This window comes from Acinetobacter sp. M5A5_2a (assembly GCF_053345265.1).
On sequence record NZ_JBKEZV010000002.1, the window covers coordinates 451,201 to 473,552 of the forward strand.

The following is a 22,352-nucleotide window of genomic DNA, read 5'->3' on the forward strand; positions in this document are numbered from 1 at the left end:
TGAATCAGCGCAATAAAAAGGCGGATATTTTATCAATATCCGCCTTCTTTTTAATTTCTTATCTAATCAAGTATTAATCGAACAAACGATCAAAGAATGATTTTTTCTTTGGTGAAGAAGCACTGTCTTCTCCATCAAAAGAAGCTTGCAACTCTTTAAGTAATTCACGTTGGCGAGCATTCAAGTTCACCGGTGTTTCTATCACAATACGGCAGAGTAAATCACCCACCATGCTGCTACGTACTGGACGAACGCCTTTACCACGTAAACGGAATAATTTGCCTGTTTGAGTTCCCTCAGGAATCTTCAAGCTAACACGACCTTCCAAAGTTGGAATTTCAATTTCTTTACCAAGTGCAGCATCAGCAATGCTAACAGGTACATCCATATAAAGGTCGGCACCATCACGTTGGAAAATTTCGTGTTCGCGAACAACGACTTCAACGTACAAATCACCTGATTGGCCATCACGAATTGCTTCGCCTTTGCCACTCAAACGTACGCGGTCACCATTATCCACACCCGCTGGAATTGTAACTTCCAACGTTTGCTGGCGATCAGCTACACCAGAACCATGACATGCCTGACAAGGGTTTTTAATAATTTTACCTTGGCCACGACAAGTACCACATGTTTGTTGTACAGAGAAGAAACCTTGCTGCATACGCACTTGTCCTGAACCATGACAAGTTTTACAAGTTTCAACATCTTTTGGATTTTTTGAACCTTTACCATCACACACATCACATGGTGCAGGAGCAGTAAAGGTAATGGTTTTTTTCACCCCTTTTACAGCTTCTTCAAGGGTAAGTTCCATTACATAGCGTAAATCTGATCCGCGACGTTGACGCTGTTGACGTCCACCACCACCGAATGCACCACCGAAGATATCACCGAACTGGCTAAAAATATCTTCTGCACTAAATCCGCCAAAGCCGCCACCACCGCCGCCAAAGCCACCTTCGAACGCATTATGACCCATGCGATCGTACATGCTACGCTTTTCGCTATCCGATAAAACTTCATAAGCTTCAGCAGCTTCTTTAAATTTCTCTTCAGCTTCGGCATTGTCAGGGTTTCTATCAGGATGATATTTCATCGCCAATTTACGGTAGGCTTTTTTGATCTCATCATCACTTGCGGTTTTTGAAACGCCTAAAACCTCATAATAATCACGTTTAGCCATTTTTGGCGGTGCTCCTCACGGAATTTTATCAATACTCTATTGCCGACTAAATGGGGGGCTTTAGCCGAATTTACAAGGGGAAAATGTTTAAAAAATAGATATATTAAAAAACTGCCTTATTTTTTAAATATTTAGACAAGCCTTTTAACCATGCATTTAATAGAAATAACCACGCAATCGCGCTAAATACCACACCAGCAACCGTAGAGGCAGTTACCCAAAGATTACTGTCCCATGCAAAAAAGAAGAGCGGAATAAACCAGACCGCAGCAAAAATTGCCATACAAAGAAATAGAATCCCGTTTCGCATAATCCATAGTGCATGCGCATGAATCCAAACTTCCGCATTATCTACAACTGCTACTTTGCGAGCAACCAAATAAGCAAAGGCTGCAAAAATAACTGTAAACAATGCAAGAAACATGAACGCATAAGAAATTACAATATAACGGCGATGCTGTTGGATATGGTCTTGCCCCATCTGTATTTCACCTCAATTCACTGCATTTGCCTATTTTTTATGCAGTGAAATAATCCTGTATTTTTTGTGTAAAGACAGGTGCTACTATATTGGAGTTTTCAATATTTCGCACCTTTATTCACAAAAAATTTATGTATTTTATGCGGTTTTTTTCACCTTAAACCACGCTGCGTAAAGTGCAGGTAAGAAAAATAATGTCAGTAAGGTGGCAACAATCAATCCACCCATGATCGCAACTGCCATCGGACCAAAGAAAATACTCCGTGAAAGTGGAATCATCGCCAGAACCGCGGCCAAAGCAGTCAAAATAATCGGACGGAATCGACGCACTGTCGCCTCAATAATCGCTTCCCATGTTGAATGACCTGCTTGCCTGTCTTGTTCAATTTGATCAATCAAAATAAGCGAGTTACGCATGATCATGCCAGAGAGTGCAATTGTGCCTAACATGGCCACAAAGCCAAATGGTTTGTTAAATAACAGTAAGAATAAAACCACACCAATTAAACCTAGTGGAGCTGTTAACAACACAATGGTCGCGCGCGATAAGCTTTTGAGCTGAATCATCAGTAATGTCATTACGACAGCCAAGAAAAGTGGCATACCCGCATTCACAGAATTTTGCCCACGTGCTGACTCTTCTACCGTTCCACCGACTTCAACAAGATAGCCACTCGGTAATTCAGCACGTAACTTATCCATTGATTCAGCTAACTCACCAACCACTGTAGCTGGTTGTAATTGAGTTCGGATATCTGCGCGAACAGTAATGGTTGGTAAGCGGTTACGATGCCAGATTAAGCCATCTTCAAATTTATACTCAATTTTAGCGATTTGAGCTAAAGGCACAGTCGTTCCATTTGTCGTTGGTACAGCTAAACTTGCCAGTGAAGCCACTTCAACTCGCTCGCTCTGATCACCGCGTAAACGGATTTCAATAAGTTCACGCTTTTCACGATATTGCTCAATCGCACTACCTGTAATTGATGCATTAATGAAATTCGCTAAATCCACACTAGAGACACCCATTTGTCGAGCACGATCTTGGTCAATTTGAATTGAAATAATCTTACTCGGCTCACCCCAATCTAAATGCACATTGGTGGTATTCGGATTTTCGCTAACTAGTTTAGCGACTTTCTGTGCTTCTTGACGTACCTGATTTTGATCTTCACCCGACACACGATATTGCAATGGATAACCAACAGGTGGGCCATTTTCCAGTAATGACACGCGAGTACGAACTTGCGGAAGTAATTTCTTAATTTGTGTTTCTAACGAGCGACGAATTTCATCACGATCATCAAGTGATGATGCCAGAACTACAAACTGCGCAAAGCTGGCTTGTGGCAGTTGCTGGTCTAATGGTAAATAAAAACGTGGTGAACCTGTACCGACATATGCCACATAGTTATCAATACCTTTTTGTTTAGACAGGAATTTTTCAACCTTTTTCACAGCTTGTTCTGTCGCTGTTAAAGAAGCGCCTTCTTCAAGTTTTAAATCAACTAAAATCTCGGCACGGTTCGAAGGTGGGAAAAACTGCTGAGGAACTATCTTAAACATCAATACAGACAGTACAAAAATACCCACCGTCGTCGCAATTACGGTTTTACGGTAAGTCACACAAAACTCGACCATCTTTCTAAAACGTAGGTAGAAGCTAGATTGGTAAGGGTCGTAGTGATGGTCCTGTGAAATAGCCACAGTTTGCGGTTGCGGTTTTTTAGTTAATCTCGCCCATAAACGGACATACCAAGGGGCCTGATGGCCTATTTTGGTAAAATCGGGTAATAGCTTTTCACCTAAATAAGGTACGAATAAAACTGCCGCAACCCAAGAGACTAACAAGGCAATCGTCACCACCTGAAAGATAGAACGTGTGTATTCACCAGTACCAGACTGAGCTGTCGCGATAGGTAAGAAACCAGCCGCGGTAATCAGTGTTCCGGTGAGCATCGGAAATGCTGTTGTTTTCCACGCAAATCCGGCGGCTTTAATTCGGCTATAACCCTGCTCCATCTTAATTGCCATCATCTCGACGGCAATAATAGCGTCATCGACTAACAGACCTAGCGCCAGAATCAAGGCACCCAGTGAAATCTTATGCAGGCCGACATCGAATAGACTCATACCCGCAAAGGTCATTGCTAAAACTAAAGGAATAGAAAAAGCGACAACCAATCCTGTACGGAAACCTAAAGAGAAAAAACTCACTAACAAGACAATAATAACTGCTTCAGCGAGTACCTTTATAAACTCATGAATACTGCGCTGCACTGCTACAGGTTGGTCAGAAACTTTTTGGAGCTTCATACCTAAAGGTAAAGTTTTTTGCAGCTGAGCAAATTCTGTGTCGAGATTTTTACCTAAGGCAATAATGTCACCGCCCTTACGCATCGATAAAGCAATACCAATCCCATTTTCACCCATGAAACGCATACGTGGCTGAGCAGGTTGACTAAAACCACGGTAGACATCAGCGACATCTCCGAGCTGAATGGTTTTATCACCTACCAGTAAAGGCATTTTCTTAATTTCATCAATGTTTTGTAAATGACCACTTACCCGAATCTGAATGCGGTCTGTGCCTGTTTCAAAAAAACCTGCACTTGCCATACTATTTTGCTTTTGTAAGGCATCTTGAATTGCTGTAACTGGAATACCAAGCTGTACCGCTTTGGTGTTAGAAATCTCAATCCAGATTTTTTGATCTTGTAGACCAATTAATTCAACCTTACTGACATCTTTGACGCGTTGAAGCTGTAATTGCAAACGATCTGCATATTCTTTTAAAAGCGCATAGTCAAAGTCTTTGCCTGTCAGTACATAAATATTGCCGTAAGTGTCGCCAAATTCGTCATTGAAAAATGGACCTTGTACACCGTTTGGCAGTTCATGGCGTATATCATTGACCTTCTTACGAACGTTGTACCAAACATCGGGAATCTTGTCAGAAGTAAGTGAATCCTTCGCCACAAAAGTGACCAACGACTCACCCGGACGGGAGTAAGCCATGATCTTGTCATACTGCCCTGTTGTCATGAGTTCCTTTTCGATACGGTCCGTAACTAAAGTAGAAACTTCTTTGGCAGTCGCCCCAGGCCAGTAGGTCTGTACCACCATTACCTTAAAGGTAAAGGGTGGGTCTTCACTTTGTGATAATTTTGAATAAGAGATCGCACCGATAATGCCAAGCAACAGCATAAAATAAAGGACGATGCCTTTATTATTTAATGCCCATTCCGAGAGATTGAATTTCATGGCTGGGTTGCTCCCTGAATTTTCACCCCACGGTTTTCACGGTCAATCGGGTGAATCTTCTGTTCATCACGTAGCAAATGTACACCACCAATCACAACCCAATCATTTGGGGCCAAGCCTGATAACACTGGTACGCTGTCTTTTCCATATGCACCAATCGTTACAGGTACTTTACGCAATGTCTGATTCGCATTAACAACCCATACATAAGGCTGATTATCTGTTGCTGAGACACTCGAAAGTGGCACACTCATCACATTGGTTTGAGTCGAGCTAAAAAATACGCGTGCACTTTGCCCAAGCTGAATAACAGATTGACCCTCTTTGAGTGCAACCTTGACCGTAAAGGTACGAGACTGATCAGCCGCGGGAGAAACTTCGCGCACATAACCAGCAAATCGGTCATTCGGTTTAGACCATAAAGTGACCCAAGCTGCCTGACCAACCTTGATCTCGGCAACCGCTTGTTCTGGTACGCCAATGACAACTTCACGCTCTCCATCAATTGCCAGTTGATAAGCGGCTTGGCCCGCTGCAACCACTTGTCCAATTTCAATGTTTCGCGCAGTAATCACCCCATTTTTATTAGAAACGAGTTGGTTATAACCAGTTTGGTTTGCAGAAACTTCATAGTTAGAACGAGCTTGCTGTAGAGCCGCTTGTGCCGAGTCATATTGATTTTTTACTGTGTCATATTGTGAACGGCTAACCGCATTAATTGGTAGTAATTGTTGAAAACGCTTAAGTTCATCTGATGCCGTTTTTGCTGCTGCCTGTGCATTGTCCAGTTGGGCTTTAGCAGCATTTAACTGTAGCTGAGCATCTGCCACGTCAAGCTTTGCCAAAACTTGTCCAACCTTAACTCGATCACCGACGTCCACGTAACGTGCCGTAACTTGCCCACCGACTCGAAACGCTAAAGCCGTTTGTTGTCTGGCCTGTACATCCCCTGCATAGCTTTTTTGTTCATTGAGCGTGGTCAAGGGTTGAGCCACCATCACATAGGGTATTTCTTCTGTTTTTGGGGCTTCTTTACTACACCCCATTAATGTGACCGTACAAACAATCACCATACTCATGATGAGAGGTTTTAACAGATTCATATCTTATCGCTCTTATTCAAACTGATTTTTTAAGGCACAATATGCTTGCATCATAAATTGTTTGTTTTTTAATTAATATACTCATGGGTACATTAATTAAAGAAAAACTTATAAATCGCTATTTTTTAAATTTTTAACAGAGGGTTTTGTGCAAACAGTTAATCAAAGTGGGCGCCCCAAAGATCTAGAAAAACGTGCTCGTATCTTACAAGCCGCGAAAGCTATTTTTTTAAAATCTGGCTATCACGGTACCAGCATGAACCAGATTGCACAGGAAGCAGGTGTCACTAAGCTCACGGTTTATAATCACTTTCAAGACAAAGCCAATCTATTTATTTGCGCAATTACAGAAACCTGTGAAGAGTCTCTCTGCACTAAACAATTTGAATTAGATGCCTCAGCAGACTTTTGCCAGACACTCCACAGTGTTTGTTTACGCGCTTTGCAGATTATTTACTCACCTGAAGCGCTTAAACTCGAGCACGTTTTATTTGAACTCGCAGCAGAACAAAGTCCACTCGCCCTACAGTTTTTTGATGCATCTCATACCCGACTGCAAAATCAATTAGCTGAGTTTTTGCAAAAAGCGGCTCAATTAGGTTTTATTCAAACCGATAATCCTACTTATCAAACCGAGCTTCTTATGTCCTTATTGCTTGGCGTACGCCACCAGAAGGTTTTACTTGGGATCATTGCTGTACCAAATGCTCATGAGCTTGAGCAAATTATTCAAGATGCAATTGCTTTATTCCTGCTCAAATATCGGACTTAAACCAAAGTACCATTGCCAAAAGTTGTACTGAGTGCATGTCTTCTTTTAAGACGCCATAAGCGAATTAAATGTTATTTTTTAAGCAAAAATTCACATTTTCTTACGCTCAAAGCTTGGAATGTTTGTTAATCACGCTATATTCGATAAGGATAAGAACAGGAGAAAATAGCATGGTTCAGCAAATCGATGCGCCACTGCGCGAGGATGTCCGCTTACTTGGTAATTTATTAGGTGAAACCCTAAAGCAACATGCAGGACAAGAGCTGTTTAATCAGATCGAGCAAATTCGTGCCCTTGCTAAAGGTGCACGTGATGGCCAAGCTGAAGCCCAAAAGCAACTAGAACAATTATTTTTAAATTTACCCGACGATGAACTACTTCCCCTTACCCGAGCTTTTTCTCATTTCCTAAATTTTGCCAATATTGCCGAGCAATATCATGTTGTTCGTAGTCGCAGGCAGGCAGAATTTGATTCAGATGCCAACTCTCCGAATCCACTTGTTCACCTATTTGAAAAATTCAAAGATAAAAGTATTTCAACAGAAAAACTATTCCAACAAGTTTGTGATCTTGATATTGAGCTAGTGCTTACAGCACATCCGACCGAAGTCAGCCGTCGTACGCTCATTCAGAAATATGATGATATCAATGCTTGTCTATCCCAGCTTGATCAGCAAAAACTCACTCCACGTGAGCGTCAAAGTGCACTTGCGAACCTAAAGCAACAAATTAGTTCGGCATGGCAAACAGATGAAATTCGTCAACATCGTCCTACTCCTGTTGATGAAGCAAAATGGGGCTTTGCGACGATTGAGCAAACACTCTGGAATGCAGTACCTAAATTTATTCGTGAGTTAAATGAGTTGGTTCAAGAAAATTGCCAACAAAACTTACCCCTTAACATTGCACCAGTGCGTTTTGCATCTTGGATGGGTGGAGACCGTGATGGTAACCCAAATGTTACCCATCAAATTACACAAGAAGTTCTGTGGTTATCGCGCTGGCAAGCTGCCGATCTCTATTTAAGAGATATCGAAAACTTGCGTTGGGAACTTTCAATCCAGACCTGTTCTGAAGAAATGATTCAGGCCATTGGTAACCAACATGCAGAACCTTATCGTGAGTATTTACGTGCAACACGAGAACGCTTAAAAGCGACTCGTCACTGGTTAGCTCAACGTTTGCAAGGACTCGAAGCAGACGATACGAATGTGATTAAAAGTAAAGATGAACTCTTACAACCGTTATTATTGTGCTATCGCTCTTTAATCGACAGTAACCTGCCTGAAATTGCGAATGGTCAACTACTCGACTTTATCTACCGAGTGAACTGTTTTGGTATTGAACTACTTAAACTCGACATTCGTCAGGAATCAGGTCGTCACCGCCAAGCAATTTCAGCAATTACCGAATACTTAGGTTTAGGTAATTTTGAATCGTGGACTGAACAAGCGCGCCAAAACTTCCTGATTCAGGAATTACAAAGCAAACGCCCACTTTTACCGAAATATATTAATGAACCTGAAGGCAGTTTGATTGGACACCCAGATGTTCAAGAAGTATTTGCAACCATGCGTACTTTGGCAGACCAACCGCCTGAATCTTTAGGAGCTTATATTATTTCTATGGCTGAATATCCAAGCGATGTTTTAGCTGTATTGTTATTGCAAAAAGAAGCAGGTATTCAGCATCCTTTACGTGTAGTTCCTCTGTTTGAAACTTTAAAAGACTTAGATGGCGCTGCAACTACCATGAATACGCTGTTCAATATGCATTGGTATAAACAGCACATTCAGGGTAAACACGAAGTTATGATCGGTTACTCCGACTCTGCAAAAGATGCCGGATTTATGTCTGCCAACTGGGCACAATATCGTGCTCAAGAAGAGCTGACTGCAATTGCTCAAACACACGGCGTACGGTTGACTCTGTTCCACGGCCGTGGTGGTTCAATTAGTCGTGGTGGTGCTCCAACTCAACAGGCACTATTTTCACAGCCGCCGGGTTCGATCTCTGGTGCAATCCGAGTTACAGAACAAGGTGAAATGATCCGCTTCAAATTCGGTTTAGAAGGGATTGCTATGCAAAACCTTGAAATCTATACCGCAGCAACACTTGAAGCGACCTTATTACCACCACCAGAACCTAAAGCTGAGTGGCGTGAACTCATGAACCGTATGACAGATCATTCTGTTAAGGTTTATCGTCAAACAGTGCGTGAAAACCCACACTTCGTAAAATATTTACGTACTGTCACCCCTGAGCTTGAGTTACAAATGTTGCCACTAGGCTCACGTCCGGCAAAACGTAAAGTGAGTGGCGGCATCGAGTCTTTACGTGCGATTCCATGGGTATTTGCTTGGACACAAATCCGTTTGATGTTACCTGCATGGCTAGGTACTGGTGCAGCAATTAATGAAGTGATTGCAGATCAGCAAAAAGCAACGCTTGATGAAATGCTCCAGCAATGGCCTTATTTCCAGACACTCATCGATATGCTGGAAATGGTATTGTCAAAAGCCGATGCCAATATTGCGCTCTATTACGAATCACATCTGACTGAAGATGAAGATTTAAAAGTTCTCGGCAACCAATTACGTCAGCGATTAAAAGATGCTGTTGAAACCCTACTTGCTTTAAAAGATGAATCAAAACTTCTGAGTAATAACGAAGTTCTTGATCAGTCTATGCAAGTTCGCAAACCTTATTTACTACCTTTACACCTTTTACAGGCTGAACTGATGAAACGCCGTCGTGATTATCTCGCTGAGCGTCAAGCAGAAAACACCCCTGTTGATCATGCGCTAATGGTGAGTATTGCAGGTATTGCTGCTGGTTTACGTAACACTGGCTAAGCTGATTTTACCGATTGTTTAACAAAGCAGTGCATCTCAATGTACTGCTTTTTACTTGCAAAATTCTCTATTTTTCTTAAATTTTCTCTGATTTTCTATTTTTTAGAATATTTTTTTAAAATTCAAAAATTAGTCTTTATGAGAAAAAAATAACTAATTCCTTATATTTAGAATTCACAAAATTATACCAATCGTTAAAAAATAATTATTTTTCACTAACATACTTCTCTCCAGAGATTAAATGCATTCTCAAGAAAGAGTATCATTGCACCAATTAAAGAATAACGAGTTTATTTTATGTCCAATTGGTTTCCAAAATGGCAGCCTTACCAAGGTGATATTGACCATCGGCCAGTCTCTACCAATGAATATCTCCCTCCAGTTCAAAGTGCTATTTTAGGTATTCAACATGCGTTTGCCATGTTTGGAGCAACTGTTTTAGCACCATTACTCATGGGCTTTAATCCTAACCTTGCCATTTTAATGTCTGGTATCTGTACCATCCTGTTCTTCTTAATTACAGGTGGTCGTGTTCCTAGTTACTTAGGCTCAAGTTTTGCATTTATTGGTGTGGTTGCAGCAGCAACTGGACATATTACAGGTTCAGGTGCAAATCCAAACCTCTCTATGGCTTTAGGTGGAATCGTTGCGTGCGGTGTGTTTTATGCCCTCATCGGTTTTATTGTGATGCTCACCGGTACACGCTGGATTGAAAAACTTATGCCGCCTGTCGTGACTGGCGCCATTGTGATGATTATTGGTCTAAACCTTGCACCTGTTACGATTAAAGGTGTTGCAGGCCAACCATTTGAAATGTGGATGGCCTTAATTACCGTACTTTGTATGGGAAGTATTGCGGTCTTTACTCGTGGCTTATTGCAACGTCTACTTTTATTGGTCGGTTTAATCTTGGCTTATGTAATTTATGCCATCACCACCAATGGTCTAGGTTTAGGTAAACCAATCGATTTTAGCCAGATCTCAGCGGCTGCGTGGTTCGGAATTCCAAGCTTTTCACATCCTACTTTTGACACCAGAGCTATGCTCATTATTGCTCCGGTTGCTCTTATTTTAGTAGCAGAAAATCTAGGGCATATTAAAGCTGTAGGTGCCATGACTGGTGAAAACCTGACTCCACAATTGGGTAAAGCATTTGTCGCAGATGGTTTGGCCACAACACTCTCTGGTAGCGTTGGCGCACCAGGTATGACTACTTATGGCGAAAACATTGGAGTCATGGCAGTCACTCGTGTGTACTCAACCATTGTTTTTGTTATTGCTGGTGTCTTCGCTATTTTCTTGGGTTTATCTCCAAAATTTGGTGCAGTGATTAGTACTATCCCAAATGCTGTTTTAACAGGTGCGTCTATTGTCGTATTTGGTTTAATTACCATTGCTGGTGCAAAAATCTGGATTGAAAATAAAGTCGATTTTTCTAACAATAAAAACCTGATTGTTGCTTCTGTGACGATTATTTTAGGTGCCGGAAACTTTGAATTGATGTTTGGTAATTTCAATTTAGGCGGCATTGGTACAGCAACGTTTGCAGCCATTATTTTGAACTGGTTATTTAGTTTAAAAGATAAAACGTGAGTTCTAAAAGGCAGCATCAGCTGCCTTTTTTATTATTATTTTTCATCGCCCTTTCTTGATCACTTTTTAGTATGATGATCACTTACCCTTCAATACGTTCCCTGTCATGCGTTTTGATTTTTTTGATTTACAACTGGTTCTCCATATTGTTTCTACAGGTAGCCTAACTAAAGGTGCAGATCGTTCCGCGATTTCACTTCAAGCTGCTAGCGAACGTATAAAAAAACTCGAACAATATTTTGAAACTCCTTTATTTATTCGCCAGACAACAGGAGTCGAACTCACGACCGCAGGACATGCTTTTACTGAGCATGCTCGTCAGCTTTTGGCACAAAAAGATCAACTCGAACAAGAAATGCAGCGTTTTAGGCAAAAGACCACAGAATCATTGATCCTTTGGTGTAACTCTTCTGCTCAAAGTGAATATCTACCGCCTCTCTTACCGCAATATCTAGTACTACATCCCGAGATAAATATCGATTTACATGAAGCCGAAAGCTCAGAAATTGTAGATGCATTAACACAAGGGGTTGCAAGTCTCGGTCTCGTTTCAAGTTTTTTTGATACCAGACATTTGCAAACTAAGGAATTTGCGAGTGATCCTTTAGTTCTGATTTGCCCTACTACCCACAATTTAGCTCAATACCAAGAGCTGAATTTGGTAGATGCTTTAAGTTATGGCTTTATTGGTCTTAAGCCCCACCACTCTCTGCAACAATCAATTGAAACTCAAGCTAAATTATTAGGCTTTAACATACAGTATCGTTTACGTTTACCTAGCTTTGGCGCAATTGCTGAGGTTGTGGCGAAAGGTGTTGGAATTGCAATTATGCCCGCCCGCGCTGCACAGCGTTTGCAATCGGACTATGATTTTCATTCCATTCAACTGCTAGGCGCGTGGGCAAATCGTAAACTGCTTTTAGCCACACAAAATTTCAATCAACTTCCTCAAAGTTATCAACAGTTTTCTGATTTTTTACTGCAACATCGCCCTTAACTTAAATAGTTGGCTTAGTGCAAAACCATATAAATCCCTAATGACACCAAACCAATAAAAAATATACGACGAAATTTTTGTTCATTCAGTCGATAACGGATTTTTTTACCTAACCACATTCCAACTAATGCAGCAAATAAAGCCGCAAAAGATAAACGATAGTCTAGCGTTATTCCTGATATAGGGTTGTGGTGTAAAAACACTGCAAGGCAAATCGTAGAGACAGTAAAAGTCAGCCCCAAAGCCTGTACCAACTCATCACGTTTTAAATGCAATGACTGCAAGTAAGGCACTACTGGAATAATAATCACACCTGTTGCTACCGTCACTGCCCCACCAATATAACCAATGATGGGCGATAGCCAACGTTCATGTGGCCCTAAGTGCGGGAGCTTCTTCACACATAGACCGTAGAGTCCATATAAAGCCAGCATACAGCCTAATAAAATTTCACTACTATGCCCATGACTTTGACTCAAGGTGGGCAGAAAGCTCCATATTGAGCCCACTACAATGCCTACAAGCAAAGTCCAGAAACGGCGAATAAGAGCCCAAACATGTCCTTCAGCGAAAAGCTGCCAAACATTAGTGACCATTGAAGGAACAATGAGTAAAGAGGCTGCTTGAAAAGGACTCATTGCGATGGTGAGTAAGCCCATCGATACTGCGGGCAACCCTAGACCAATCATGCCTTTAATCATGCCAGCAAAGGCAAACACCATCATAATAATTGCTAGAAATGTCACTGTTTATCTCCGATTCCCTACATGGTTATGCTACGGAAAAAACAGGTTTTGCCCTATTCTTGTTTTTAGGAGTAGGCCTCAATTAGAAGTTGAGGCCGTTTTATATTTTTCTTCTAATACATTGCTAAAAATACTTTCAATCATCCAAACACGATACAAACTATTAAATACATAGCTTTGCCCATCAATACGCAACTCTAAAACTGGTAAATCAGGCTGATGCTTATCTCTGCAAAATGCGTCATTTTGCGCCAGAACAGCTGGCACATCCTGTTCGGTTAACTGCTCAATTCCCAACTGTTGCTGTAATTCTTGGAAATGCTTTTTGAAAGATAAATCTTTGCCTTTTGTCCAAACAGCCTGCAAAATCGTAAAAACCGTATCGATTTGCTGATTTTCAGGCACGCTATAGAAAAGCTTTGCCATTTCAAGCGTACTTTCTTCTGTAGGACGGCAAAAAGGGGTAAAAGCTACATCTGTTCGTTTAGAAACACGGGTTGCTAAACTCCAGTCAAACCAATCTCGGCCTTGATAGCTTAAAGGGTAAACTTTTAATTGAATGTCATAATAATCGGCCAGCTCTTCCTTAATATAAGCAAGTAACAGCCAACTCATTGGATCTTCTAAGGCAATATATATATCGAGTTCAGGACGAAGTGTCTGAATTTCGGTGAGTGCCTCAGCATCATTAATCAAATGTTCACGCCACTCGATATGATTAATTAAAAAGATCGGATTACCAGTCAGTAACTTTTGCTGTTTTAGACGACGGGTTAAACGTAATAAATCATCTACTGCATGATACTTACGTCCACCAAATTCAAAGTACGCCGCCGGTACAGGTTCATCCGTAAAAATACGTTCTGAAAAATGTTGAGGAAGCTGATGTTTAACTGCCATGGCATGAAGAGTACGCAGCTTTCCATATTGTTGCTGCCAAAGCATGTGAAAAATATCTTCTAGTAAATGTAAGAAATTCTGACCTTGTAATGGGGTTCTTTTTAATATGACAGTGGCTTGTTTTAAAGATTCTTGGCTTGGGATTTCTGGAAATTCATCAAAAGCAAAACGGTGTTGCTTGGCTAATATTTTGGCATCATTCAGACAATAATTTTGCCACTCTTCATGTGACATACCATTCGGAGGTTCAGAGGCCGTATGGGAAATAATAATTTTTAAAGGCTTAAGTTCATCACTTAAAATCTCATCGAGCTGAGACAATTGCTGAACAGCCAAATAGCTATACACATCATCAAGTCGTAAATAAATACTTAAACCATTTTCCGTGGGTAACACCGCTTGACGAGAGGGTTTTTGGTAAAACCAACTCGATCGGATAGGGTCAAACCAACGGCGTAGCAGTGACATGAATAGTGCCTCTAAAAAATAAAATCCTAAGCTAGACCAAAAAACTGCTTTGATCGCAGTACAAAGTGCAGCAGAAGCTTAATATACAAAATACTGACGAGCTCTGCTTACGCAGAACAAATATCATGTTATTGCACGTGTTCCTGCATCGGTGAAGATTTTATCATCATTTTATGACAAACCCATAGAATGACTTGCAACACCCTAATCTACAAGCCTATTTTTTTCATCAGGCGAAAAAATGCACCCTCAACAGATAATAATTCATCGGGTTGAGAGTGCATAATTTCTACTCAATTATTAAAATTGAATATTTTATAGAACGCGTACAGCTCCTTTCGCCGCACTTGTTGTATGCATTGCATAAACTTTTAACGCTTTTGATACTTTACGTTTACGTTCTTCTTTCGGATGCCAGCCTTTCGCTTCTTGAACGGTACGACGGTGCGCCATAGTCGCATCATCAACGTTCAAGTGAATGGTACGGTTTGGAATATCAATTTCAATGGTATCGCCATCTTCAACCAAACCAATGGCACCGCCTTCAGCAGCTTCTGGCGAAACATGTCCAATCGAAAGACCTGATGAACCACCAGAGAAACGACCATCTGTAACTAATGCACAGTCTTTTCCTAAACCTTTTGATTTAAGATAGCTGGTTGGGTAAAGCATTTCTTGCATACCCGGACCACCACGTGGACCTTCATAACGAATCACGACAACATCGCCGGCTTTAATATCATGACCCAAGATTGCATCTACAGCAGCATCTTGGCTCTCAAACACGCGCGCTGTGCCAGTAAATTTTAGGATAGATTCATCTACACCCGCAGTTTTTACAATACAACCATCAAGAGCGATGTTGCCGTATAGCACAGCTAAACCACCATCTTTAGAGAAGGCATGTTCTGCATTGCGGATAACGCCTTTTTCACGATCGCCATCTAAAGTTGCATAGTAACGATTTTGAGAGAATGCAACTTGTGTTGGTACACCACCCGGAGATGAGCGATAGAACTCATATACGTCTGCATCTTCAGTGCGAATAATATCCCACTTATCCAATGCATCTTTTAAAGTTTTCTCATGTACGGTTGGTAGTGATACATCAAGTAAATTCGCACGATCAAGTTCACCTAAAATGGCCATGATGCCACCTGCACGGTGTACATCTTCCATATGAACATCTTGTTTTGCAGGCGCTACTTTAGACAATACAGGCACTCGACGTGATAGTTCGTCAATATCGTCCATGGTAAAGTCAACTTCTGCTTCACTTGCCGCAGCCAATAAGTGTAGAACGGTATTGGTTGAACCACCCATTGCAATATCAAGCGTCATGGCATTTTTAAATGCAGCCTTTGTTGCAATTGAACGAGGTAAAATGCTTGCATCTTCTTGTTCGTAATAGCGCTTAGCCAATTCAACAATAAGCTGACCTGCTTTTAAGAATAATTTTTTACGATTAGCATGTGTCGCGACAATCGAACCATTACCCGGTAAAGATAAACCTAACGCTTCGGTTAAACAGTTCATTGAGTTTGCAGTAAACATCCCTGAACATGAACCACAGGTTGGACATGCTGAACGTTCAAATTCTTCAACTTCTTCGTCTGTATAACTTTCATCAGCTGCAACAACCATTGCATCAACAAGATCAATCGCTTTTTCATTACCGCGGAATTTGACCTTACCTGCTTCCATTGGTCCACCAGACACAAAAACCACAGGAATATTCAGGCGCATCGCAGCCATGAGCATTCCCGGAGTAATCTTGTCACAGTTAGAAATACAGACCATAGCATCAGCACAATGCGCATTCACCATGTACTCTACTGAGTCAGCAATCAAATCACGTGATGGTAAAGAATAAAGCATGCCGTCATGCCCCATTGCGATCCCGTCGTCTACTGCAATCGTATTGAACTCTTTAGCAACACCACCTGATGCCTGAATTTCTGCTGCAACAAGCTGCCCTAGATCTTTAAGATGTACATGGCCCGGAACAAATTGAGTAAATGAATTGACCACCGCAATAATCGGTTTGCCGAAATCCTCATCTTTCATTCCTGTTGCACGCCATAAGCCACGTGCGCCAGCCATATTTCTTCCGTGTGTCGATGTTTTTGAACGATAGTCAGGCATTAGTGTTTCCAACAAGTTGTGCTTGAGCGAAATTTCTCCCACTCTGGCTGAATGATACTGATATAGCGTTAGATCAGTCGGAATATTGACTCATCATCATAATTTGATCATTCTCCATTCTATAGAAGCAAATAATATTCGGAAAGCCAAGAACAGTAATAGTCAGTCAATATTTAGCAAAACTTACATGAATAATTTTTTATTTTTTCATAACCTTTTTTTATCAATAAAAGTTTTTCAATAATTTTTTGTTCACTATTTAAAAACCAAATCTCTCAATAGCCATGAGTTTAGGGCTTCAAACGTTTTTCACGTATACTATCCACAAACTCTTTTTGGATTGCATTTGTGAAAATTATTTTTGCTGGCACCCCCGAATTTGCTGCAACAGCATTGGCGGCTTTATTAAGAACTTCCCATGAAATTATCGCAGTTTATACTCAACCAGATCGTAAAGCTGGTCGCGGACAAAAATTAACGCCATCTCCTGTAAAACAGCTTGCCCTTGAACATAATATTCCTGTTTATCAACCGCTTCACTTTAAAGCTTCAACTGAAGAAGGCTTGGCAGCGCAACAAGAACTCGCTGCTTTAGGTGCTGATGTGATGGTGGTCGCTGCCTATGGTTTGATTCTTCCACAAGCTGTACTCGATACACCTAAATATGGTTGTTTAAACATTCACGGCTCATTATTACCACGATGGCGCGGTGCAGCACCAATTCAGCGCGCAATCGCAACAGGTGATGATGAAACAGGAATTACGATTATGCAGATGGCTGCCGGTTTAGATACAGGCGATATGATGTATAAAACCTACTGCCCAATCACCGCCGAAGAGACCTCTGCCAGCTTGCATGACAAATTGGCTGTTCAAGGTGCAGAAGCGATTTGTACCGTACTTGAATCAGAACAAAGCTTGCAGGATTTTATTGAAAAACGTGAAGTGCAGGATGAAAGCCTAACAGTCTATGCACACAAGCTAGTGAAATCAGAAGCTCGTATTGACTGGTCAACTGATGCTATTCAACTTGACCGAAATATTCGTGCGTTCAACCCTTGGCCAGTTGCCTTCGTTCAGTTAGATGAAAATAATGCTCTGCGTGTTTGGAGCTCAACAATTTCTAGTCAAAACAAAGTGAATGCCCAAGCTGGTGAAATTATCGCGATTGATAAGCAAGGCGTACATGTTGCTTGTGGGCATGATTCATTTATTTGTCTGACCAGTGTGCAATGGCCAGGCGGCAAAGCAATGAATGCCCAACAAATTGCCCAAACTCAAAAACTTCATGTAGGACAAATTCTGCCATGAGTCAGGTTTCATCAAATTCGTCACGATTTAACTTACGTGCTCAAGTCGTCCAGACGTTATTAAAAGTTCAGCAAGGCCAATCACTCGCCAGTATTTTAAATACACAGCTGAATCAAGTTGCAGAACGTGATCGTGCTTTGTTTCACGAGTTGGTTTTGGGTACATTGCGTCAATGGTTTGCGCTTAAATCAATTAGCCTACCTTTACTCAGCAAACCGTTAAATAATGAAACTGTTGAAACCTGTCTTTACGTCGGTCTTTATCAAGTTTTATGCACGCGTATTGCTGCACACGCTGCCATATCTGAAACAGTAGACGCCACTAAACAACTTGGGTTCCCAGCACTCAGCGGCATTGTGAATGCTATTTTGCGCCGAGCGACGCGTGAAACTGATGAATTTCAACAAGGTTTACAACAGGCGCATGGCTTACCAAGTTGGCTTTATAAGCGTGTGAAAAAAGATTGGGGTGAACAAACCGAGTCTCTATGCCAATCATTAAAGCAAGTCGCACCTTTAACCTTAAGGGTTAATCAACGCCACATTGGTCGAGAGGCTTATTTAGCAAAATTACAAAATTCAGAAATTAAAGCACGTGCATGTATTTTGTCTGAAGCAGGCATCGTCCTTGAGCAATCTGTTCAAATTACCCAGCTACCTGGTTTTGAAGAGGGATGGTTTTCTGTACAAGATGAGCATGCTCAGCTATGTGCGACATTATTGCCAGATTTAAATAATAAAACAGTGATTGATGCCTGTGCAGCACCCGGTGGAAAAACGGCTCATTTACTCGAAAAGTTTAAACCGGCTAAGCTCATTGCCATTGACCAAGATTCTAATCGTTTAGTCCGTGTGACTGAAAATTTAAACCGTTTAGCACTCGATCAAACTCATACTGAAATTTTGGCAGCTGATGCAACCCAATGGGTTCCCGCAGAGCCTGTAGATTGTATTGTGCTAGATGCGCCTTGCTCTGCAACAGGGGTCATTCGACGTCATCCTGACATACGCCTTTTACGCCAATCTAGCGATATAGGCCAAACGATTGAGCTACAAAAGCAGATCTTGCAGCACATGTGGCAACAGCTCAAAGCTGGCGGTACACTGCTCTACATCACATGTTCAGTTTTAAAAGCTGAGAATGAACAGCAAATGATAGATTTCTTCGCAGAACATAATGATGCGAAAGAAATCAAAATTGAAGCTGATTGGGGAATTGAGCAAACCCATGGTCGCCAATTACTGCCGCAAGCGCAGTCTGGTGATGGATTTTATTATTGTAAAATTCAAAAAATTGCATAAAAAAAAGCAGGCTTCGAGCCTGCTTTTTTACTTAATCAGCATCAAAGCGTGTGCTGATCTTTTACATCTTCTAGAACATCATCTAACTCTTCAGGATGTTTCGACAAATGTAGAATGGATAAAATCAATCCACCCCATAAAAACACCATCGAAATCACCATCATCACGATTGCCGAAGTATTCATTATTTTATCCTCCTAGCGATCTTTCATTTTGCTTAACACGATTGCAACGACCGCACAGAAAATCACACTGCCCCAGCCGAATACACCTTGTAAGCTCATACTATAAGTATCATAGCCATTTTTGATCAAATTAAAAACAGTCATACAGAGCGTTGTTAATAAGATTAAAGATGTAATAACCGTTAAAGTGAAATCCCACCCCTTACCAACTTGGATGGTCGAGATACGATTTATATGGTCACTAAGTTCTTTAAGAGCTGAACGTTTAAACCAAGCTACGCTAATAATTGATATTAATGCGCCACCAATAATCCCGATGTTATTAATAAAGTGATCGACAATATCAACCAGTTTAATCGCATTTACACTTGAGAATAGAATAATTGATACGAGTGCACTACCACCACCAATAATCGTTACAGCTTTTTTACGGCCCCATTTCAACTTATCTTGCATTGCTGCAATAGGCACTTCCAAAATACTGACCATCGAAGAAATACCTGCGACGAAAAGTGAAGAGAAGAATAAGAGACCAAATAAATCGGCGCCTGTACCTAAACTTGAAATAATTTTAGGGAATGCAATAAATGCCAATCCAATCCCGCCACTCACCACATCTTTAACTTCAGTACCAGCAGCATGTGCCATAAAACCTAGCGCTGCAAAAATACCAATACCCGCTAAAATCTCTGTTGATGCATTTGCAAAACCAACGATTAAGCCAGAACCAGTTAAATTAGTTTTTGGTTTCAAATATGATGCATACGTCACCATGATCCCGAAGCCAACAGATAGTGAGAAGAAGGTATGGCCATAAGCGGCTAACCAAACTTTATAATCCATCATTGCAGACCAGTTTGGCGTAAAGAATGCATTCAAACCTTGAACAGCACCCGGTAAACGCAATGACTGGACTACCAAAATCGTGAATAGAACGAATAATAACGGCATGAAAATCTTATTAGATAATTCCACACCCTTTTTCACGCCACCATAAAGAATAATTAAAGTAAGTGCCCAAATTCCAACAATCGGCCAGAATAAATGACTTACAAACTGTAAATCAAAACCAGCCGCTTTTGAGGTTTGTAGGTAAGTATTAAAGAAGAAACCTTCTGGATCACTTCCCCACATTTGACCAATAGAGAAGTAAACGTAACTACCTGCCCACGTCAGGACGCTTGCATAATACAAACCGATGATGATACAGACACAAACCTGCCACCACCCTAAAGTTTCTCCGCCTTTAAATAAAGCACGATATGCTTTTGGAGGCGAACCAGTACTACGATGCCCTACCGCATAATCTAAAAATAGTAACGGTAAACCAGCAGTAATGAGTGCCAATAGATAGGGAATAAGAAACGCACCACCACCATTTTCATAAGCAACGTATGGAAAGCGCCAAATATTACCTAAGCCTACAGCCGAACCAACGGCTGCAATAATAAAACCAGATCGTGACGTCCAGTTTTCACGAGAATCTGTCATAAAACACCTAATGTTAAAAGATTGCTTATTTTTACTGCTATTGTTGATTGTTATTCCGCATGCAAAAAAAGAACCAAAGAATACTTTTGTGTTTGATTGAGAATAAAAAGCACCTTGTGAGTATTTTTATTTCATTTCAAACAAGCAAAAATAGAAAATTCTTCCTTAAAGATTTTTGTCCATTTTTTGCCCCTATGTAGCTGAACAATACCTGTTTTTATTTCTTTTTACTGTAATTTCCATCAGAAATTTTACGAATTTTCCAAGTTTTTTTCACAATTGGTTATTTTTCAGCTTATCTTTACGTCCTAAAGCTTAGGGGCAGACATTATTGTTCAATGATATTTTATTCCAATTCATTGAAAGAGCTCTTCAATTACTCGACTTATCCAGTAATTTTTTCTTAACTCTTCAATTTTCAATTAAGATTTAAATGTCACGTTACTGTTAGATGACAAAATTTATACTAAAATTTTTATAGGCTTAGTGTCATCAAAACTAATAAATAAATATTAGTTATTTGAAATACATGGATTTTTATTCAGTCTCAAAAAATCTTATAGATATATACTCGATAGGCTTATTTTTTATCAATGCATCTGTAGCAAGATGTCTATATCATGCGCTCGAAGATTTCTTTTATTCGGATGTTAAAATGAAAATATTAAAAATGTCGTTGTTAACGCTCGGGATGGGCTTAAGTGGCTTTGCTCAAGCAGACTTTGTTGGAGTCAAAGGAGAAGTAGGCTACTGGTTTTATGATGGTAAAGCTAATATGTCTTCTCAATTCCCTGATGATCAGGATCTAGATCAAAAAGGTAGTGCTCAACTCTCATTGTCAGTAGAACACCCAATCCCATTTATTCCAAATGCAAAAATTCGTTATGTAAATTTAGATACTCAAACTAAATCAGAAACTCTAGGTCAAGCTAACTATAAAGTTGATTTAGATCATAGCGATTTTATACTCTATTACGAATTACTAGATAATATTGTGAGTGTAGATGCCGGACTTGGTGCAACTGTACTAAATGGTGATATCACTGCGTATACAGGTAAGCGCGTGGATATTGATAAAACATATCCTATTGCTTATTTATCAGGCGAAGTAAAACTTCCATTTACAGGTTTAAGTGCTAAAGGTGAAGCAACCTATACAAACTTTGACGATGCACGAATTACAGATGCGCTAGCAGAAGTAAAATATAAGTTTGCAGATAACCTACTAATTGATCTTGGTTTAACAGCAGGCTATCGCATACTCAATATCGATTTAGATGACTACGATAACAATGACCTTAAATTTGAATTTAAAGGCCCATATGTAGGCTTGGAAGCACATTTCTAAACCAGAACGAGCTCGAAATTTCCCCCATATATAAAAAAGGGCTCTATAAGAGTTCTTTTTTATTGCCGTATTTTTCTAAATTCTTTATTTTCGTCATTTAATTCAGGCATAAAAAAACACCCTCAACTGTTAAGTTGAGGGTGTTTAGAATAATGAGCTGGCGATGACTTACTCTCACATGGGAAACCCCACACTACCATCAGCGC

Annotated in this window: 16 protein-coding genes; 7 read left to right on the forward strand and 9 right to left on the reverse strand. The window is 40.5% G+C overall.

Going from position 1 to position 22,352, the window contains the following annotated elements; all coding sequences use genetic code 11:
* Positions 1-73: 73 nt before the first annotated feature.
* From dnaJ to ACLBWE_RS04525, 4 genes are all read right to left on the reverse strand, one after another.
* The gene (gene dnaJ / locus ACLBWE_RS04510; RefSeq protein WP_003654301.1) at positions 74-1,186 is read right to left on the reverse strand and encodes a molecular chaperone DnaJ; all 1,113 of its coding nucleotides are present in this window, start codon (positions 1,184-1,186) and stop codon (positions 74-76) included.
* Between the two features lie 103 nt (positions 1,187-1,289).
* Positions 1,290-1,667 (reverse strand): hypothetical protein, encoded by a 378-nt coding sequence (locus tag ACLBWE_RS04515; protein WP_003654304.1) that lies wholly within the window; start codon positions 1,665-1,667, stop codon positions 1,290-1,292.
* Between the two features lie 138 nt (positions 1,668-1,805).
* Positions 1,806-4,931, reverse strand: a complete 3,126-nt coding sequence (locus ACLBWE_RS04520) for an efflux RND transporter permease subunit (RefSeq protein WP_447601420.1) — start codon at positions 4,929-4,931, stop codon at positions 1,806-1,808.
* Positions 4,928-6,034, reverse strand: coding sequence for an efflux RND transporter periplasmic adaptor subunit (locus ACLBWE_RS04525; protein WP_348948358.1), 1,107 nt, complete (start codon positions 6,032-6,034; stop codon positions 4,928-4,930). Before ACLBWE_RS04525 ends, ACLBWE_RS04520 begins: the two co-directional genes overlap by 4 nt.
* A 148-nt stretch (positions 6,035-6,182) precedes the next feature.
* On the opposite strand from ACLBWE_RS04525, the gene ACLBWE_RS04530 reads away from it, so the two are divergent.
* The 4 genes from ACLBWE_RS04530 to ACLBWE_RS04545 all read left to right on the forward strand — a co-directional run bounded on the left by ACLBWE_RS04530 (position 6,183) and on the right by ACLBWE_RS04545 (position 12,251).
* Complete coding sequence (locus tag ACLBWE_RS04530; RefSeq protein ID WP_348948356.1) at positions 6,183-6,806, forward strand: TetR/AcrR family transcriptional regulator; 624 nt, start codon at positions 6,183-6,185, stop codon at positions 6,804-6,806.
* A 170-nt stretch (positions 6,807-6,976) separates the two neighbouring features.
* Positions 6,977-9,661 carry a phosphoenolpyruvate carboxylase gene (gene ppc / locus ACLBWE_RS04535; RefSeq protein ID WP_348948354.1) on the forward strand — a complete coding sequence of 895 codons (2,685 nt, stop codon included), beginning with the start codon at positions 6,977-6,979 and terminating at the stop codon, positions 9,659-9,661.
* Positions 9,662-9,958: 297 nt separating this feature from the next.
* On the forward strand, positions 9,959-11,254 hold the full coding sequence (locus ACLBWE_RS04540) for a solute carrier family 23 protein (RefSeq protein ID WP_003654314.1): 1,296 nt from the start codon (positions 9,959-9,961) through the stop codon (positions 11,252-11,254).
* Positions 11,255-11,360: 106 nt separating this feature from the next.
* Positions 11,361-12,251: a LysR family transcriptional regulator gene (locus tag ACLBWE_RS04545; RefSeq protein ID WP_447601424.1), complete on the forward strand. Its 891-nt coding sequence runs from the start codon at positions 11,361-11,363 to the stop codon at positions 12,249-12,251.
* Positions 12,252-12,265: 14 nt separating this feature from the next.
* On the opposite strand, the gene ACLBWE_RS04550 is transcribed toward ACLBWE_RS04545, so the two are convergent.
* From ACLBWE_RS04550 to ilvD, 3 genes are all read right to left on the reverse strand, one after another.
* Positions 12,266-12,997, reverse strand: coding sequence for a sulfite exporter TauE/SafE family protein (locus ACLBWE_RS04550; protein WP_447601426.1), 732 nt, complete (start codon positions 12,995-12,997; stop codon positions 12,266-12,268).
* 78 nt (positions 12,998-13,075) lie between these two features.
* Positions 13,076-14,365: a hypothetical protein gene (locus tag ACLBWE_RS04555; RefSeq protein WP_447601428.1), complete on the reverse strand. Its 1,290-nt coding sequence runs from the start codon at positions 14,363-14,365 to the stop codon at positions 13,076-13,078.
* Between the two features lie 315 nt (positions 14,366-14,680).
* Positions 14,681-16,510 carry a dihydroxy-acid dehydratase gene (gene ilvD / locus ACLBWE_RS04560; RefSeq protein ID WP_003654323.1) on the reverse strand — a complete coding sequence of 610 codons (1,830 nt, stop codon included), beginning with the start codon at positions 16,508-16,510 and terminating at the stop codon, positions 14,681-14,683.
* A 348-nt stretch (positions 16,511-16,858) separates the two neighbouring features.
* On the opposite strand from ilvD, the gene fmt reads away from it, so the two are divergent.
* Positions 16,859-17,821 carry a methionyl-tRNA formyltransferase gene (fmt, locus tag ACLBWE_RS04565; protein ID WP_447601430.1) on the forward strand — a complete coding sequence of 321 codons (963 nt, stop codon included), beginning with the start codon at positions 16,859-16,861 and terminating at the stop codon, positions 17,819-17,821.
* Entirely contained in the window at positions 17,818-19,122 is a 1,305-nt protein-coding gene (gene rsmB / locus ACLBWE_RS04570; RefSeq protein WP_447601432.1) for a 16S rRNA (cytosine(967)-C(5))-methyltransferase RsmB, read from the forward strand. The genes fmt and rsmB overlap by 4 nt, the downstream gene beginning before the upstream one ends.
* Before the next feature lie 41 nt (positions 19,123-19,163).
* Here the strand turns inward: rsmB and ACLBWE_RS04575 are convergent, their stop codons facing one another.
* The gene (locus tag ACLBWE_RS04575) at positions 19,164-19,307 is read right to left on the reverse strand and encodes a methionine/alanine import family NSS transporter small subunit (protein ID WP_004640212.1); all 144 of its coding nucleotides are present in this window, start codon (positions 19,305-19,307) and stop codon (positions 19,164-19,166) included.
* A 12-nt stretch (positions 19,308-19,319) separates the two neighbouring features.
* Complete coding sequence (locus ACLBWE_RS04580) at positions 19,320-20,798, reverse strand: sodium-dependent transporter (protein WP_198496730.1); 1,479 nt, start codon at positions 20,796-20,798, stop codon at positions 19,320-19,322.
* 655 nt (positions 20,799-21,453) lie between these two features.
* On the opposite strand from ACLBWE_RS04580, the gene ACLBWE_RS04585 reads away from it, so the two are divergent.
* Positions 21,454-22,146 (forward strand): TIGR04219 family outer membrane beta-barrel protein, encoded by a 693-nt coding sequence (locus ACLBWE_RS04585; protein WP_348948342.1) that lies wholly within the window; start codon positions 21,454-21,456, stop codon positions 22,144-22,146.
* Positions 22,147-22,352 lie beyond the last annotated feature (206 nt).

Coding starts and splice junctions, on each gene's coding strand:
- dnaJ (WP_003654301.1), bottom strand. CDS start 1,186: ATGGCTAAACGTGATTATTATGAGGTTTTAGGCGTTTCAAAAACCGCA.
- ACLBWE_RS04515 (WP_003654304.1), bottom strand. CDS start 1,667: ATGGGGCAAGACCATATCCAACAGCATCGCCGTTATATTGTAATTTCT.
- ACLBWE_RS04520 (WP_447601420.1), bottom strand. CDS start 4,931: ATGAAATTCAATCTCTCGGAATGGGCATTAAATAATAAAGGCATCGTC.
- ACLBWE_RS04525 (WP_348948358.1), bottom strand. CDS start 6,034: ATGAATCTGTTAAAACCTCTCATCATGAGTATGGTGATTGTTTGTACG.
- ppc (WP_348948354.1), top strand. CDS start 6,977: ATGGTTCAGCAAATCGATGCGCCACTGCGCGAGGATGTCCGCTTACTT.
- ACLBWE_RS04540 (WP_003654314.1), top strand. CDS start 9,959: ATGTCCAATTGGTTTCCAAAATGGCAGCCTTACCAAGGTGATATTGAC.
- ACLBWE_RS04545 (WP_447601424.1), top strand. CDS start 11,361: ATGCGTTTTGATTTTTTTGATTTACAACTGGTTCTCCATATTGTTTCT.
- ACLBWE_RS04555 (WP_447601428.1), bottom strand. CDS start 14,365: ATGTCACTGCTACGCCGTTGGTTTGACCCTATCCGATCGAGTTGGTTT.
- ilvD (WP_003654323.1), bottom strand. CDS start 16,510: ATGCCTGACTATCGTTCAAAAACATCGACACACGGAAGAAATATGGCT.
- rsmB (WP_447601432.1), top strand. CDS start 17,818: ATGAGTCAGGTTTCATCAAATTCGTCACGATTTAACTTACGTGCTCAA.
- ACLBWE_RS04575 (WP_004640212.1), bottom strand. CDS start 19,307: ATGAATACTTCGGCAATCGTGATGATGGTGATTTCGATGGTGTTTTTA.
- ACLBWE_RS04580 (WP_198496730.1), bottom strand. CDS start 20,798: ATGACAGATTCTCGTGAAAACTGGACGTCACGATCTGGTTTTATTATT.
- ACLBWE_RS04585 (WP_348948342.1), top strand. CDS start 21,454: ATGAAAATATTAAAAATGTCGTTGTTAACGCTCGGGATGGGCTTAAGT.